The organism is Rhodoferax sp. (assembly GCF_030646845.1).
GTDB lineage: Bacteria > Pseudomonadota > Gammaproteobacteria > Burkholderiales > Burkholderiaceae_C > Rhodoferax.
On record NZ_JAUSLE010000074.1, the window covers coordinates 1 to 15,852 of the forward strand.

Annotated in this window: 14 protein-coding genes; all 14 read right to left on the reverse strand. The window is 57.6% G+C overall.

Annotation, left to right across the window (positions count from 1 at the left end):
- Positions 1-394 (reverse strand): SDR family NAD(P)-dependent oxidoreductase (locus Q7T10_RS18420; protein ID WP_304751025.1); only part of this gene is annotated, 394 nt, incomplete at its 3' end.
- 30 nt (positions 395-424) lie between these two features.
- On the reverse strand, positions 425-1,276 hold the full coding sequence (locus tag Q7T10_RS18425; protein WP_304751027.1) for a D-hexose-6-phosphate mutarotase: 852 nt from the start codon (positions 1,274-1,276) through the stop codon (positions 425-427).
- Between the two features lie 119 nt (positions 1,277-1,395).
- Positions 1,396-2,679 (reverse strand): nucleotide sugar dehydrogenase, encoded by a 1,284-nt coding sequence (locus Q7T10_RS18430; protein ID WP_304751028.1) that lies wholly within the window; start codon positions 2,677-2,679, stop codon positions 1,396-1,398.
- A 51-nt stretch (positions 2,680-2,730) separates the two neighbouring features.
- Positions 2,731-3,474, reverse strand: a complete 744-nt coding sequence (locus tag Q7T10_RS18435; protein ID WP_304751029.1) for a WecB/TagA/CpsF family glycosyltransferase — start codon at positions 3,472-3,474, stop codon at positions 2,731-2,733.
- Positions 3,471-4,580, reverse strand: coding sequence for a non-hydrolyzing UDP-N-acetylglucosamine 2-epimerase (wecB, locus tag Q7T10_RS18440; RefSeq protein WP_304751031.1), 1,110 nt, complete (start codon positions 4,578-4,580; stop codon positions 3,471-3,473). Before wecB ends, Q7T10_RS18435 begins: the two co-directional genes overlap by 4 nt.
- A 93-nt stretch (positions 4,581-4,673) precedes the next feature.
- Entirely contained in the window at positions 4,674-6,626 is a 1,953-nt protein-coding gene (locus Q7T10_RS18445) for a heparinase II/III family protein (protein ID WP_304751033.1), read from the reverse strand.
- A complete protein-coding gene (locus Q7T10_RS18450) occupies positions 6,623-7,636 on the reverse strand; it encodes a glycosyltransferase family 4 protein (RefSeq protein ID WP_304751035.1) in 1,014 nt (337 codons plus the stop codon). The genes Q7T10_RS18445 and Q7T10_RS18450 overlap by 4 nt, the downstream gene beginning before the upstream one ends.
- A 47-nt stretch (positions 7,637-7,683) precedes the next feature.
- Positions 7,684-9,141, reverse strand: coding sequence for a hypothetical protein (locus Q7T10_RS18455; protein ID WP_304751037.1), 1,458 nt, complete (start codon positions 9,139-9,141; stop codon positions 7,684-7,686).
- Positions 9,131-9,595, reverse strand: coding sequence for a serine O-acetyltransferase (locus Q7T10_RS18460; protein WP_304751039.1), 465 nt, complete (start codon positions 9,593-9,595; stop codon positions 9,131-9,133). The genes Q7T10_RS18455 and Q7T10_RS18460 overlap by 11 nt, the downstream gene beginning before the upstream one ends.
- A complete protein-coding gene (locus Q7T10_RS18465; protein ID WP_304751041.1) occupies positions 9,592-10,746 on the reverse strand; it encodes a glycosyltransferase family 4 protein in 1,155 nt (384 codons plus the stop codon). Before Q7T10_RS18465 ends, Q7T10_RS18460 begins: the two co-directional genes overlap by 4 nt.
- Entirely contained in the window at positions 10,743-11,801 is a 1,059-nt protein-coding gene (locus Q7T10_RS18470; RefSeq protein WP_304751042.1) for a glycosyltransferase family 2 protein, read from the reverse strand. Before Q7T10_RS18470 ends, Q7T10_RS18465 begins: the two co-directional genes overlap by 4 nt.
- 65 nt (positions 11,802-11,866) lie before the next feature.
- On the reverse strand, positions 11,867-13,141 hold the full coding sequence (locus Q7T10_RS18475) for an O-antigen translocase (RefSeq protein WP_304751043.1): 1,275 nt from the start codon (positions 13,139-13,141) through the stop codon (positions 11,867-11,869).
- Entirely contained in the window at positions 13,138-14,277 is a 1,140-nt protein-coding gene (locus Q7T10_RS18480) for a glycosyltransferase family 4 protein (RefSeq protein ID WP_304751044.1), read from the reverse strand. Before Q7T10_RS18480 ends, Q7T10_RS18475 begins: the two co-directional genes overlap by 4 nt.
- Positions 14,274-15,779, reverse strand: a complete 1,506-nt coding sequence (locus Q7T10_RS18485; RefSeq protein WP_304751046.1) for an O-antigen ligase — start codon at positions 15,777-15,779, stop codon at positions 14,274-14,276. The genes Q7T10_RS18480 and Q7T10_RS18485 overlap by 4 nt, the downstream gene beginning before the upstream one ends.
- Positions 15,780-15,852: the final 73 nt, after the last annotated feature.

Here is a 15,852-nt window from a genome sequence, read left to right on the forward strand (position 1 = left end):
GCTGCGGGTCGCCATAGACGGTGGCAGACGAGCTGAACACCAGCGTCTTCACGTCGCAGGCAATCATTGCCTCCAGCAGCCTCACCGTACCCACCACGTTGTTGTCGTAATAGGCCAGCGGCTTTTGCACGGACTCGCCCACCGCTTTGAGACCGGCGAAATGGACCACGGCGGTGGCGCCGCTGTGGCGCAGGACGGCGACCAGTGCCGCCGAATCACGAATGTCGCCCTGCACAAGGGCAGGTTTTTTGCCGGTAATGCGCTCCACCCGCGCCAGCGCTTCGGGCTGGCTGTTGCAGAAGTTGTCGAACACGGTGACGTCATGCCCCGCATTGAGCAACTCGACGCAGGTGTGCGTGCCGATATACCCGGCACCGCCAGTGACGAAGATCATGGGAATTTGCCTCTCATTTGTGATGTGCCATTAATGTCTGTCGCGTTCGGTTATCTGGATGCGCAAATGCCCGTCAAAGGTTTCCCCGGGCGCAAGCACGACGGGTCTGTCCACACGCACCGGCTCCACGCACACAAACCGCCGCCAGTCGCCAGCCGGCAGATCTGCCAAAGCGCCAGCTCCCGATTCGCCCGGGTTCCAGATCATCCATTGGTCAAAACCGCTGGCGCTGAGTAGAAGTGAATAGTTGCCCATATCAAGGATTACAGGTGGGCAGGCGTCATACAGTCGTTCAAAGGGGAATGGAGTCCATCGCAGCTTTCCTTGCGACTCGATTTGCAGATGCGCGTCGTAGCGGTCTTGAACCCCCAAACCTTCAAGACCCAAGGCACTGCAGGTCAGCAGATCGGGCACAGAGAAATAGGGATGCAGGCCACCGGTCCAATTGAAAGGGTCAGCCCCTGAATTACGCACCTGCAGCGCAAAAACCAGCGCATCAGGCTTGGCCTCCACGATCAGATTCAATTCGCAGGCATGTGGCCAGGCAGGATAGTCATCTGGCTGAATGCTCAGACCATAGCGCAGCGTGTGTGCGTCCTGCAACACCTGCTCCTCCACCAAATTCCAACGCGCCGTGCGCACAAAACCATGCTTGGGCAACAGCCCCCTGTCCGCAAACTGGGGGAACAGCACCGGCACCCCACCGCGCGCCGGCGCTGCGGCCAGCGGGGAACAGGGCACGCCCATAGACAAGGGACCCAGATAGAAAATGGCAGCAACCTTGCCCAAGCCAGCCTGCAATACCTGCGCGCCCAGGCCCCGGTGCTCAAGCTTGGGTACTGTGGCAGCAACATCATCCGGCACGACAAAGAATTTAGTCATTTAGACCTCTAGCCCCCGTGGATATTGCGTGAGCAGCTTCTGTTTTAATAGCAAAATAGCCTCCGCGTGGAAAATTGCCAGGGTTCGACACAGAGCGCCACCATCAGGGACATCGCAAATCACAGCCGCCAAACCCTGATCCCTGCATCCTCCAGAACAGCCCTGTCAAAGCAGGCCTTGACATCAATAAAACATCCGCCCTTGATCAATTTTTTCTGGAAATCTTCAACCGGCCTTGCAGTGAATTGATGGTGCGACACAGCGGCCACGATCGCATCGGCGCGAGGCAACTCGTCCCAGAGGCAGAGGCGCACCCCATATTCATGCATGGCGTCTACCGCATCGGCATAAGGATCATGCACGAACACCTCGACGCCGTAGCTCTGTAACTCGCTGATCACATCCGCCACCTTGGAGTTGCGCAAATCACCGCAGTTCTCCTTGAAGGTCAGGCCCAGCACGTTGACGCGCGCTCCTTTCACATAGCTGCCAGAGGCGATCATGTTCTTGATGGTCTGTTCCGCAATGAACTTGGCCATACCGTCATTGATGCGCCGCCCGGCAAGGATGACCTGCGGGTGATAACCGATCATTTCGGCCTTGTGCGTAAGGTAGTACGGATCGACACCAATGCAATGCCCGCCCACCAGGCCCGGGCTGAACTTGAGGAAATTCCACTTGGTGCCGGCTGCCTTTAGAACTTCAGACGTATCCAGGCCAATCTTGTCAAAGATGATCGCCAGTTCGTTCATCAACGCGATGTTCAGATCGCGCTGCGTATTCTCGATGACCTTCGCTGCCTCCGCCGCCTTGATCGAGGACGCCCGATGCACCCCGGGCTGGACGATGCGCTCGTACAGCGTAGCCACTTTCTCCAGAGTCTCCGGCGTATCGCCCGAGACCACCTTGAGAATCTTCGTCAGCGTGTGCTCGCGGTCGCCCGGGTTGATGCGCTCCGGCGAATAGCCGATGAAGAAGTCCTCTTTCCATTTCAAGCCCGATTCACGCTCCAGCACCGGGACGCACACCTCTTCAGTGGCACCCGGGTACACCGTGGATTCATACACCACGATGGCGCCCTTCTTCATGTTTTGCCCAGCGCTCTTGCTCGCGCCAATGAGCGGCGCGAAGTCCGGGATATGCGCCTCGTCCACAGGTGTCGGCACCGCGACGATGATGATGTCGGCTTCGCCCAGAATTGTCGGGTTGGTCGAGTATTCGGCATGCACTGCGGCGCGCATTTCCTCATCCGCCAACTCGCGCGAAGGATCAATCCCTCGCTTGCACGATTCCACCTTGTTGGTTGCGATGTCGAAACCGATGGTGCGCGATTGCTTGCCGAACTCGACAACCAGTGGCAGGCCGACGTAACCCAGGCCGATAACAGCGACAACAGAAGTCATGGGGAAAACCTTAAAGCAAAAAATTGGGGTCGCATGCTCGTGGGCCCACGCCTAGCGGCGCGCCACTTCCTTCAACAGCAGCCAAAAGAAAGCCATGTCATCGACAAAATAGCGCTTGAACATGCGACGTGGCTCCTGCAGGAAGCGGTAGAACCATTCCAGCCCGGCGTTTTGCATCCACACCGGCGCACGCTTGACCTTGCCAACGGCGACGTCGAATGTGCCACCGACACCCATGGCGAACGGGATTTTCATTTCTTCCTGATAACGGGCGAGAAAATGTTCCTTCTTGGGCGAGCTGATCGCCACAAACAGAAGGTCGGCTTTTGCCACCTTGATCTGTTCGACCACACCAGCTTCCTCCTCCGGCCTCCAGTAGCCATTGCGGTAGCCCGCCACCACCAGGCCGGGGTACTTCTTCTCGTAAGTCGTCTTCACCCCGGCGACCACTTCCTCTCGCGCACCCAGCAGAAAAACGCGCCAGCCTTTGTCTGCGGAGCGTCGCATCAGCGACTCGAACAGATCAACGCCCGCCACTCGCTCCTTCAGCCGCTTGCCGACGAGACGCGAGGCCCACACCACCGGCATCCCATCCACATTGATCAGCGCACACTCGTTGATGATGCTGCGCAACTTCGGGTCGCGGCTGGCCTTGACCAGCTTGTCCACGTTAACCACCACGTGCTGGTGCGGCTGACCTGACTTGATAAACCCCTCAACAGTCTGCAGTGTCTCTTCCATCGTCAGGTTGTCGATCTGGCACCCCATCATCTCGATGCGGTTTCTTTTGTTCATGACAGCTCCCTTGCCAGCACCGCAACAATCCGCTCTGCGGCCATGCCGTCCCACAAGTGAGGGCGACGGCCCAGTTTGCCTTCACCACGCAGTACCTTGTGCGCCTCGGCAACGATGCGCGCCGGGTCAGTGCCCGCCAACACATTGGTGCCTTCTTCTACAGTGACCGGGCGCTCGGTGTTCTCTCGTATCGTGATGCACGGCACCCCAAGCGCGGTGGTCTCTTCCTGCAGGCCACCGCTGTCGGTCAGCACCATCGCAGCGTCTTTCCACAAATTGAGAAAGGCCATGTAGGCCTGCGGTCCCACCAGTGTGACATTCGGCCCCAGATCGATGCCAAACTTTTCCAGGTTGCCCCGCGTACGCGGGTGGACGGGGAAGATCAAGGGCAAATCGGCCGCGATGTCCTTCAGCGCGCCGCCAATGCGCGCCATCATTTCTCCGCTGTCCACATTGCTTGGTCGGTGCAGCGTGATGACGCCATAGCGTGCACCGTTGGCCGTATTCGCCGCCTTGAAGGCGCTCGTTTCAAAACCGGATGTATCGGTGCGGGTCAGTTTCTCCGCCTGAAAGAGCGCGTTGTCCACCATGACATGCCCGACATAATGAATTGCCGAGTCCGCCTTGCCCTCACGCTGCAGATGCGCAACCGCACTTGGCTCCGTCACAAAGAACCAATCTGAAATGCTGTCGGTGACCAGCCGGTTGATTTCCTCCGGCATGCTCATGTCGCCGCTACGCAAACCGGCCTCAACATGTGCCACCGGAATGTTCAGCTTCTTCGCGACAATTGAGCAGGCCAACGTCGAATTGACATCGCCTACCACCAGTACCGCATCGGGCTTCTGGTCCTGGCAAAGCTCTTCAAACGCAATCATGATCCTGGCTGTTTGCTGCGAGTGGCTGCCACCGCCGGCCGCCATGAAAACATCGGGCTCTGGAATCCCCAGCTCTTCAAAAAAGACATCGTTCATCTCGCGGTCGTAATGCTGGCCGGTATGGATGATCTTGAAGGTCAGGCCCCCATGCGCCTGCAATGCACGCACGATCGGGGCGATCTTCATGAAGTTGGGGCGCGCGCCGGCGACCAGATAAATCAAAGGCATATCTCATTCCTGAACAAGTTAAAAACTTATACCAAACGTATATGTCAAACGTTCGCGATTTGGATATCCGTTGGGAGGTTCTGATGTAGATGACTACTTCACAACGACGTTGTCGGTCGTTATGACAACCGTCCGAAATCCAACATTCACCCTCGTTTCGCCCGCACCAAAATCAAGGGCGGGCCCCACGGTGGAGCAATCCATTCGGAGCACAGAAACAAACAGGCCAGAAACGTTCGGGGTCCGGTAGGAGAAGCGGTTTCCGTAATGGGGGCCAACAGGCGTGCTTATCTGTGGCATGGGTATATAGCCGGACTCGGCCTGCATGGAAAGCAGCTCCGGTGCGCTAACCTGCGCGCACATCTCCGCTCCGTCCAGGGCGAGTTTGTAGCCCTGGCCTTTCAGTGTTAGTGGCGCTGTCGTGTGCAGATTCCACTCCCACTGTCTGGGCGTGGTGCTAGCCAGCTGATCAATCACCACCAGTGTTGCCGGCTTGAAAAAAACCAGTGTTCGCTTGGCTATGGAAGCCTGGCCGCCATACGCGCTTGTGGCATCGCCAGCAACGATGTCGTATTCGGATGTTGCTAAAAATTGGGTAATCTTGCCAGAGTAGGCGTTCGTTCCAAGTCCATTTTCACCCAGGTTTTGCCCCTTGCCACCATCGAAGGTAATGGCGTTGTGGGCGCGGGTCTGCTTATACCAATTGCGCCAATGAGGCGAGTTGTAGTAGTCGTAATAGCCGCTATCCATGGCCAGCACCCGACCATGGGCATACACCACGAAGCTGTTCTGGTCGGCGTGTGAATGGTTAAGTGATCCAAAGGGGCTGCTCTTGAAGTACACCGAGACTCGCGAGCGGTCTGCCATCGAACTGTGCAGGGCCGCCCACCCGACCGACGGGAACAATCTGCTGTCTGGTTCGCCGAAGGGCCACACAGCGGCCCCTGCCGGCAAGCGAGGACTGAGCAGGGCATGCAGCCGCGAAGGATCGTCGCCAAAAAGTTGTTTCTCGTACCAGCGTGCGAGTGGCATGTCGTAACGGCTCATCAGTGCCTTGCCGAAACGTGCCCACTCCTCCTTGCGGTTGATCTCGGCCCCATCGCCGAAAACCCCTGCCGGCGTACCCGGGGGCAAGGTATAGGCGATAAAGCGGGGCAACTCCGCAAGCCAGGGCTTCTGATAGATCGGCACCGCCAACACCCGTTCCAGCAGATCCCAGATCAGCAGCGATTCGCCGCTATCCCAGTGCGCATAGCTCGTGCCGTTGGAATAGCCCCCATCGATGCCGCCCCAAGGGCTCAGGTTGGCAGCATAGGTTTGCAGCGCAGGCATCAGCCAGTCATGGGCTTCTGGCATGTCCCCTAAAACGATCAGCAGGGCGCCGACGAACTTGCCCAGTGAATGAAAAGCGACACCGTTTCGCGGGTTGGCAACGACATCCTTGACTATCGAATTGAGCGAGGCATTGGCGCAAGCCTTGATGATGTCCGTGAAGCGTGTTCTCTCATCCTGGGCCAGTGCAGTGAAGGCAAAGTCGTAAGCCAGCGCAAAGTACCACGCGTAGGCCCGCGTTTGCGTGGGCTCTCCCTTGCATCGGCTGCTCATGATTTGCGGCGAAAAAATGGCTGCCCGCGCTCTGAGCTCATCCAGATACCAGGCGTCCCGTGTCAGATACCACGCCAGCGCCGACTCGGCCATACCCTCCAGGGCGCGCTCCTGCTTGAACCAGTTGCTCAGGCTGGCAATGTTTTCGGTTCCCGGGGCTTTTCTCAGGAACGACGTGTCCGTGCTTCTCACCGAAGTGCGATGCAAGAAGTCTTCCAATGCTTTCATGCCGGGAGCGCGCTCGCTCGATGCGGCGGCAACGATACCGGCGAAATCCGCCTGACCCTTGAATAAGCGCGGGTGGCCCATTGGGGGCCCTTGCTTGACAGCAGCAAGCGCGGCCGTCAGTGCAGCGGGGCTGAAATCCGGCTCGGCGGCAGTGGCTGAAATGACTTTTGCCAGCAAGCAAAAAGCCAGCAGGAGCCGCAGCCAGGCGGTCACGCTGAAAGCTCGGAATAACGCTGGCGCAGCCGCTCAATGACCACGTCCGCCGCATACAGGGTGCGAACCCGCACTGCGGCGCGTTCGGTCATCAGGTGGGTCGTCTTGCCGTCCGTCAGGGCGGCCAGAATCGCGTCACCCAGCATGGCGACGTTCCCCGGCTCGACGATGAAACCACTTGCGCCGTCTTCCAGCATGTTCGCAACGGCGCCGACCCGACTGGCCACCACTGGCGTACGTGCTGCCATCGCTTCCAGTACTGCCATGGGCATCCCCTCGGCGTAGGAAGGCAGAACGAACACGCCGGCCCGGCGCAGCAAATCAGCCTTAACTTCATCGTCTACCCAGCCGGGGAAGTCCACCAGATCGCCGATGCCATTCTGAATTGCCAGCTGCTCTATGTCGCACCTGGCTGAACCGGTTCCGCACAAGGTCAGCCGGATTCCCGGCACCTGATGGGCAATGGCTGCGACCGCCTTAACAAGATCGAAAACCCCTTTCCCCCGCTCCAGTCGCCCGAGGAAGAGTACGCAGGGCGCCCGCTTCGCATGGCTTGCGGCGCCGGCGCGCAGATCTATCGGATTGGGCATCACCTGCACAAGGGCACCAGGAACCAGCGTGTGCAGCCAGTCGCCGACTTCTTCGTTCAGGCAGTAAATCAGGCGACACGCAGCCAGCGTATCGACAACCCGTTGTCTAGCTGCCGAGCCCAGGCGCTGGTCAACAAACTGGCGGAACTCTCCGCCATGCAGGTGAAAAATCACCGGCACGGAGAACAACCGGGCCAGGCGCATGAAGGCGAATTTTCGCCAGAAACTCCCATGGGATGCACCATGCACATGAAGCAAGGCCACTCTGCCGGCCAGCAACAAAGCGAAAAACCGCAAAAGCGAAGATGCAGCAACCACAAGTTTGCGCAGACCGTGGCCCTCCGTCGCCGTCGTCAGATAACGGCAGTCACCGGATGCGAACAGGCCGTTGGCACGATAGACGGCCACCACAGAAGCCATACCGCCTTTTGCATCCGGGCACGGCCCGATCATCACGACCGCTTTCACTATGCTGCTTGCTCCTCGGTGTCGAGGTGGGCGGCGCCAAGGTAGTTGGAAAGGTCCAGCTTTTGCACCAGGAGCTTGTGTTTGCCGGAGACGGTACGGGCGATCTCGTCCACGCGCACAACCTCGATCTCCAGCCCGCCTTGAGTCTTGGCACGGATGCCCGCTGCGAGTGCCTCTTTGGCACGCGAAGAGAGGTCGTTTTCGGACAATACCTTGAGCACAGCACGACCAGGCGCCGTTTGTTCAAATTGCATCCGGTCTGCACTGGCCAGTTCCTCAAAATGCGCGGCACCGATTGTGCAGATAGACACCAGTCGATGGTCGCTGCACACCAGGAACTCCTGCAAACGCCCCTCAATCCTGTCTACGACCGGGAAGCCCGGGCGCACCAGGTTTGGCGCACTGCTCCACATGGCCAGGTCGCCCGTCCGATAACGGATCAACGGCATGACCTTGTTGTCGAAACCGGTACCGACAATCTCTCCGAGCACCCCGGGTTGGGTAATCGGCCGACCATCGAAGTCAATCAATTCGACCTTGCCGTAGAGCGGCCAGAAGAAATAGCGAGGATCACCTGGAGTCGAAATTGCTTTAACAGCTCGCTCGGAATGTCCGTAGTCCAGTAAAACCGGGCACCCAAAGACCTCACGGATCAATTCAACCTGATAGTCATAAATGTTTTCCGAGAACAGCTGAACACACCGGATGCGTTCGGTAATGTCAGGCGCCGGGTTGGCCTGCAACCACTTTGCCAATGGCACCAGAGCAGACGGGAAAGCGTGGATAAACGTGGGTTTCCATTGCCGTGCCGCCTCGACGTAGCGAGGCATGTGCTCAGCCTCCAGATGGTCCGAGCTCAGATGAAGGTAGCTCTTGATCGGGTCGAACATCCAGATTGGTCCGCCCGGCTTGTCCGCGCCGGGCACTGTGCGTCCGCGTAGCGCGAGAATCGTGTCACCCGTTCGAATGCCCGCGATGGTGTCAAACGTGCCGTTGTAGGCAAAATCCTTGGAGCGTGAAACGTACTTTTCAAGGTAAAGCTTCATCGGCACCGAGGTCGACCCACCGGTATGGGTCAGCAAATGAGTTTTAGCGCCCATCGCCCGGGAGATATAGCGGCTGGTATCTGCCTTGATATCCTCCTTGGGCAATAGAGGAAACTCGGCTAGCAGTTCATCCGGTGAGCGATCACGTTTGCTTGCCACGGCCAGGGGAGAAGAAGCCGGTACGGTTGAAGCAGCCCAACGCAAGGTTGCCATGAGTTTTTCATCGGCACGTTGGCGTAGCCAGGGCACATCGGCACTGCTTTCAATTTCTGCCATGAATTCAGCGTACTTCGCGCCGTAGCGCAAACCGGCTGGAATGCGCGCGTAAGCGCCGCCCAGCGTGCTTTTTACCCACTGGGGAGCAGCGGTGTAATGTTTCAAAAACGGATGGATGAGGTCTTCAATTGGCATGGAATGAGCTCCCGGGGTCTACTTCGGATCTATTTGAAGGATTCTCTGAGCCGTCACGAATTCTTGCGGGGATTCCTACGGCCGTAGCACCCGGCGGCACATCACACAGCACCACGGCATTGGCACCAATGCGCGCACCTTTGCCAATATCTACGGGCCCAAGAATCTTGGCGCCTGTGCCTATCATCACGTCTTCCCCTATCACGGGAACTCCATGATGTTCGCCCCGCCCACCGATCGTGACATTCGCACCAATATTGACGCGATTGCCGATAACGGCTCTGCGATGAATGACGATGCCAAGTCCTTTGTAGCCCAACAACACCTCCTTGCCGATCCGTGCGCCAGGTGGAACGACAGTGGAAAAGACAATTCGGTTGAAGACGTAGCAGAGTTGCGGCAATACAGGAACACGCCACCGGTGAAGTCGATCTGAAATACGCCAAATGGTCATGGTTGCCTCCCCTGTGTAGCAAGCGAGAGACACGTTGCGCGGAATCGCTCGATCATGGCCGGTAGCGAGAAGCGCGCGACGACATGCTGGCGGGCGATGCGGCCAAATGATTGGCGCACGGCACTGTCGGACAACTGCTTGAGGCAGTTAACCAGGGCATCGATATCACCAGCGGGGTAGAGCAGGCCGTTGTGGCCATCGTTTACCTGCTCGCTGAGCCCGCCGACATTGCTGGCCACCAGTGGCTTGCCGAGCGCCATGTACTCCAGCGTGGCGATCGGGAAGGTTTCTGCGTGCGAGGTGAGGGCCATCACGTCACAGGCGGCGACATAGGGCCGCACATCCTGCTGGAAGCCGCACAGCACCACGGCATCCTGCAGACCAAGCGCATCGCGGCGGGCTTCGATCTGTCCCCGCATGACGCCATCACCAACCAGCAGCGCCTTGGCCGGAAAACCACTGTCGCGCAGTCGGCCCAGGGCCTCGAGCAGGTCTACCTGGCGCTTTTCTTCACGGAAGCCAGCACACATGCCGACGACCAGATCGCTGTCGGTAAAACCCAGCGTGCGGCGCAGCTCGCAACTTGCAGACGCCACCGTGGCGGCTGAGAAGCGGTCGAGATCGATGCCATTGTGAATGACCTCGTCGTTGCGCGGGTGAACACCGAGTTCCTGAAAGTAGGTGCGTTGCAGGGCGCTGACGAAGACAACATGTTCGGCCCTCCGATAAAACTGGCGATACACCGCAAAGCGAATGCGATCACTGCGCGCGCGCTGGACATGTTCCATGCTGTGGCAGACGAACAGCAAGGGCGTGTGACGTCGGGTCCAAAACCGGGCCAGCACCGTCAGCATGAGCGAATACTGCGACGTGGCGACCAAGAGGGTGGGACGGAAGTTTTGAATCAGCAGGGCCAGGCGGCGAATGGCTGCCAGATCAATGCCGCCGCGCGAGTTGCAGCAGATGACCTTCGTGACGCCACCTTCAGTCAATTCGCTCACGAGTTCGTCGTGGGGCTTCATGTAAGCGACCGCCACTTCGTTCCCGAGTGCCGCCAACCCGGTGGCAACGGCCACCAAATGACGTTCGGCGCCACCGAATTTGAGGTGGTCGGCAATGAACAGTATGCGCATGTTGTCTTCTTGGTTCATTTCACGCCCAACTTCATTTTTCCCTGGGACGCGTGGGCACGGCCCAGCAACGCCTTGACGAAAAAGCGCAGATGTTCCAGGCGGGTGTCTTTGCGCACACCGTGAACACAACCTGCCAGGTAGCTTCGGATTACCCGGCTGCCTGCGCCGGAGCTGGCATAGCAGAGCCGGAACCAGGCGTCACCCAGTGCGACGCGAAATGCGTGATCGTCATATACCTTGGTACGGGTATTTGCCTCAATCAGTCTTTTTAACCAGTCGTTCACCCGCTGGAGCATCCCAAAATCGATACCGTCGTAAGCAGCAAAGCTAATGATCTGGTGCGCCTCGCGCTCTTCCTTGCTAGCCCGCAGGCCAAGCCGGCCAAGCATCGGCTGCTGGATGGCCCACAGTGCGTCGCGCACAGCAACCCGGCGTGTCGTGTTGCTCAGGCTGCCGGGGTTGATACGGTAATAGGCAAGCACCTTCTGCAGATTGGCGAATTCTCCGGTCGAGTTGGCCGCTATACGGGTGATGAAGTCGTAGTCCTCTGCAAACATCGTGCGGAACCCGCCGGTAGGCAGGGCGGACCGGCGAAGCATGACTGTGGATGCATTGAAATTGTTCCTGAGCAACAGCAACGGTCGAATGGCACGGACCGGCAGCGGGAACAGGCTTTGTCCGGGGAGTAGTTCACCGTCGGCGTGCATGCGTCGATAGCCGCCACCGAGCAGGATGCAGTCTGGATGGCTATCGAAATACAAAATCTGCAGTGCTATGCGCTCCGGCACCGCGACATCGTCAGAGTCCAGGAATCCGATAAATTGCCCGCGTGCCACTGCTATACCCGCATTGCGTGCCTCTGCCAGGCCGCTGTTTTTGGGCAGAGAAACAAGTCGGACTCGGCTGTCGCTGTAACTGCGGCAGATGGCGCTGCAGTCGTCGGGCGAGCAATCGTCCACGACGACCAGTTCGAAGTCTTGATAGGTCTGGCGCAACACGCTGTCTATCGCTGCGCGAATGAATGGGGCCGTGTTGTAGGCCGGCATGATGATGCTGACGCGCGGGGTTTTCATTGGGATTCCTGATGTAGCGATATGCAAATCGGACGCCGTGCCATGTTTGACAGGGTAAGGGTGCGTCATCCGGACACCTCTGCTTTTTCGGGCATTTCTTGGAGGGTGCGCATCACGCAAACCAATAGGTAGCCGGCCCAACAGAACTGGGAGCCCGCGTAGGCGAGTTGGAGGCCAGTTGTGCCCGTGTCCTTGATCAACACCATTGAAGTCAGGACAAACAGCCCTGCAAAGAAAAGTTCGCCAAACATTTGCTGTTTTACTTGAACACGAACGATCAAGACCGTGTTCAGAACTAGTGCCAGAGCTTTGAAAAAATCACCAACAAGTTGCAGTGGAAAGAGAGCCTGCATGGGATCAAAGGCCGGCGAGTAGAGCAAACGAACAACCCAATGGCTGCCGAGCAGGAGCACGGCTGACACACAGGCGCACAGTGCCACTACCAGGAGAGCAGTGCGTTTGAGCTCGGCAATGTAGCTGGCCTTGGCCGTCGCGCGGGCGAGCTTGGGTAAGAGGTAGAGCCCAATGGTGGTGACGAGAATGCCAAGGTAGATTTCAGAAATTCGCCAGACGGCTTGCCATTGCCCTGCCGTTTCGAGGCTGGTGGCGTTGATAAGCATGTCACGAACGAAGAGGAGGGCGATCGGCGTTGAAACGGCCGTGGCAACCGACATGAGTCCAAAATTTACAAACTGTTTTGCGACCGCCGGGGAGTAGGCGCTGGTGAAGTTGGAAGCGCGAAACCAGTCTTTATGCCGGACCATCAATATGCCGATGAACAGCGAGAACGGAATGGACAACGCCATGCCCGAGAACACGCCTTTGAGGCCTGCCAGCAGTGCTCCGCCGATGGAAAAGGCCGAGGCTACAAGACCCTGGGCAATGCTGATACGGGTGTAGGTTGCGGGGTCGTGCTGGCCGTTGAGGATCGTGAGAATGACAATAGATGCACTGTGAAATACGAGTGTCGCGCCAGCCAGTGTGATGTAAGGCCAATAATCGGCGCTTTGTAGCAGCAGGCTGGCGAGTGGAGAGGCGAGCAAGAGCGTCAGGAGCCCGATTGCCGCTGCACTTGTCAGTCCTATTTTCAGTCCCGTGCTGATCGCTGACGCGAAGGGCTTTGAACCGACCGGGTTCTCGGCGCTGAGACGAGTCATGCCTTGTGAGGTAGCGCAAGTCGAGAGTACACACAAGAGTCCGTGAAAGTTGCTGAACTGTCCAAGGAGTGCGACGCCTGATGGGCCCAATTGCACCGCCATGACCTTTGTTGTTACCAGGCCGGAAAGGATCCGGACCATATTGGCGACGGATGAAAGGAGGAATGTGCTTCCAAGTTTCACGCTGAGCGGTTCCAGGAATCACTGCGTGGCAAACCAAATGCCTGACGGTAGGGTTGCAGGACGATATCGTTGCGGTAACGCTCTTCCATGAACTGAATGCAGCGCTGGCTGCATTCAAGCCACTCGCTGGGGGAAGATAGCAAACGACGCACGACATGGGCCAGTTCCGCAGGCGTGGAGACCGCAACGCCGAGGCCTCGTTTCTGAATCAGGCCGTCGGGGTCATAAGTGGCGACGACAGGAATACCTCGTGCCCAGGATTGCAGGTAGGTATTTGGAAAGCCTTCGAACTCCGACGTATTGATGAAGACCTTGGTCTGGTCGAATAAGCGAATCGACTGTGTATAGGGAACAGCACCATGGAATTCGACATTCGGATGGTCAGCCGCGTAGTCGCTGACCAAGTCATAGAGATCGGGCCGATGGTGGTCCTTCCCGCCAGCAATCTGGATGGCAAAGTCAGGCAAAAGATCGCAAACCGGGGGAATCCAGTCCGGACGCTTGGCGGGTTTGAGGTTTGCGAGCCACAGGACATCGATTGGGCGCTCGTCAATGGGCGGCACTGTTTCCGGCCAATCGACCAGCATTCCAGCGATCTGGCTGTCAAGCCCGTAGTTTTGCGTCAGGCTGGCGCGTTGCTTCTCTGACTGGACGAGACGTGTCTGTGTATTTCGCAATCCAAAGCGGTAAAGCGGTAGCTCATGTCGGTGGTGCAGGTAGAGGGGCCGCAACTCGCAATCGGCATCAATGGCGGCGCGAAAGACAAAGCGCTTCCCAAACAGTTTGCAGAAAGCCGCGACGTATCCAACAATCGGGCCGGCACAGCTGACGTAATACACGTCCGCATCGGCTCTTTTAAGTGCACGCATTAAATGGGTGAGCCGGGGATAGAGCATTCGAACGCCCGGCAACCCCGACGACATCTTGAAAGTTTTGAAGAGTTTGATGTCGTGGTGCGTACTGCCGTCAATTTGGCCGAAATCACCAGTGACCACTGAAACATCAGCACCCGATTCGCTGAGCGCTTTGGCCAATAGAGAGTGCTGGACTTCTTCGCCACCCGTGCTGACACCGGCGACGGTGTTGCCGCTTAACACCGGCCACATGAAGTAGTTAACCAGACAAATTTTGCTCATTTTGGCTGGCTCAGTCGATTGGCGTTGAAACGCATGGCAGCAGACTTTGACTCGGCAATCTTCTTCAAACCACCTCGTCCGATCAAAATTCCGACCGCGCACCAAAGCGGTGTTTGTGCGACGGTGGGCGTGAAGCGGTCATCGCTGATCCCCTGTACCGCAAGGACCACCATCGCGACGGCTGCACCTTCGAACAGGTGGCGCAGTCCAGGATCGCTATCTTCTCTGGACAAGCGGATGAACTGCCTGAAGAGGTAGATCAGAAACCCAGCAATCAGGAATCCAAGCAGGATTCCATAGTCGTAGAGAAGTCCGAGATAGGCGTTATGTGTGTGACCGACGAAGAGAATCGATCCGTTCAACATGGGCTTCGACCACATGATGGCCGATGGGCCGTGCGGGAACAGCCAGGAAGCCGAAAAGTCGTCGAGAAGTGGCAACCAGATTTTGTCGAGACGCCCGGCCGATATCTGCGCCCGGTTGGCCGTGTCAACACCGGTTCCCAATCGTTCCATGATGGGTTCGAAGAAGAACAGGCCAACCATCAAGGCAATGACTCCGAACGCAATGATGGTGCCGATCTGCCGTCGTCGGACCAGGAAGATGATATTGACGATGAGGAAAGCAGCGATCGCGGCCCGGGAAAAAGTAATCAGGATCGCGATGGCAATGACGATCAGCGCAAGAAAAATCAGCGCGCGAGACAAGCCTTTTTGCCCAATCAAGGAGAATATGAGCAGGGAGTAACCCAGGTTGAGGGCTAATCCGATTTCATTGGCGTGCATGCCCAGAACTGACAAAAAACCGCGTGCGCCACTGCTGGATAACAGACTGATGGAGGCGCCGGAATAAATGAATGCGCCAAGAACGGCGCTCGACAACAGTACGCAACCAGCTGAAATGACGTGGATGTATCTGGACGGTTGACGGGCCTCCTGAATGACGAGAGCCATCAGCATCGCAGCCAGGATGGCAAAGCTCGGCTTGATGAATAGATCCCGGAAATATCCAAATCCCGAAGTAAAACTGACGAGTTTCATGGTCTCGAAGGCTCCGGGGATCAGATGAACCTTGGTCATGCCAACAAGCGTTGCCAGCATGAAGGGCAACACATAGAAATACACCAACGAGGGCGTCCACGGAATTGAGAGCCTTCTGGAACCGCTATGGCTGATGACGTAGCTCAGGATGGTGCCCAGAATGAGGAGATTGATTGGGTTCAAGCCCTGAATTCCGAGCAGCTCTCTGGGGATAAATACGGTTCCCGATATCTGTATGAGGATCAGGACCAAAACCGCACCAACGCGGAAATCTAGAGCAGTCCAGGCCAGCATCATCACAACCAGGACAAAGGCTGGTACCCAAATTCCCAAGACGGGAACTGCCATGCCCAGGATGACGATCATGAGTGAACAGACGATGGCCAGGAATATCCAGCGAGCGGGCGGCAAACGCTGAATGGCGTTTCCAATGAAGCCTGGAGAATTCATCAGACTAGCCATATTTTTATTTCTTGTATTCAGCACAAAATTTTCGATATGAGAGGTCTTGACAGGTGCCTGGCCGCCAGTCCGG

What these genes read in the sequence shown, in the direction of transcription:
- Q7T10_RS18430 (WP_304751028.1), bottom strand. Translation starts at nt 2,679, where the DNA reads ATGACTTCTGTTGTCGCTGTTATCGGCCTGGGTTACGTCGGCCTGCCA.
- Q7T10_RS18485 (WP_304751046.1), bottom strand. Translation starts at nt 15,779, where the DNA reads ATGGCTAGTCTGATGAATTCTCCAGGCTTCATTGGAAACGCCATTCAG.
- Q7T10_RS18460 (WP_304751039.1), bottom strand. Translation starts at nt 9,595, where the DNA reads ATGACCATTTGGCGTATTTCAGATCGACTTCACCGGTGGCGTGTTCCT.
- Q7T10_RS18470 (WP_304751042.1), bottom strand. Translation starts at nt 11,801, where the DNA reads ATGAAAACCCCGCGCGTCAGCATCATCATGCCGGCCTACAACACGGCC.
- wecB (WP_304751031.1), bottom strand. Translation starts at nt 4,580, where the DNA reads ATGCCTTTGATTTATCTGGTCGCCGGCGCGCGCCCCAACTTCATGAAG.
- Q7T10_RS18480 (WP_304751044.1), bottom strand. Translation starts at nt 14,277, where the DNA reads ATGAGCAAAATTTGTCTGGTTAACTACTTCATGTGGCCGGTGTTAAGC.
- Q7T10_RS18425 (WP_304751027.1), bottom strand. Translation starts at nt 1,276, where the DNA reads ATGACTAAATTCTTTGTCGTGCCGGATGATGTTGCTGCCACAGTACCC.
- Q7T10_RS18465 (WP_304751041.1), bottom strand. Translation starts at nt 10,746, where the DNA reads ATGAACCAAGAAGACAACATGCGCATACTGTTCATTGCCGACCACCTC.
- Q7T10_RS18450 (WP_304751035.1), bottom strand. Translation starts at nt 7,636, where the DNA reads ATGGCTTCTGTGGTGGCCGTCTATCGTGCCAACGGCCTGTTCGCATCC.
- Q7T10_RS18455 (WP_304751037.1), bottom strand. Translation starts at nt 9,141, where the DNA reads ATGCCAATTGAAGACCTCATCCATCCGTTTTTGAAACATTACACCGCT.
- Q7T10_RS18435 (WP_304751029.1), bottom strand. Translation starts at nt 3,474, where the DNA reads ATGAACAAAAGAAACCGCATCGAGATGATGGGGTGCCAGATCGACAAC.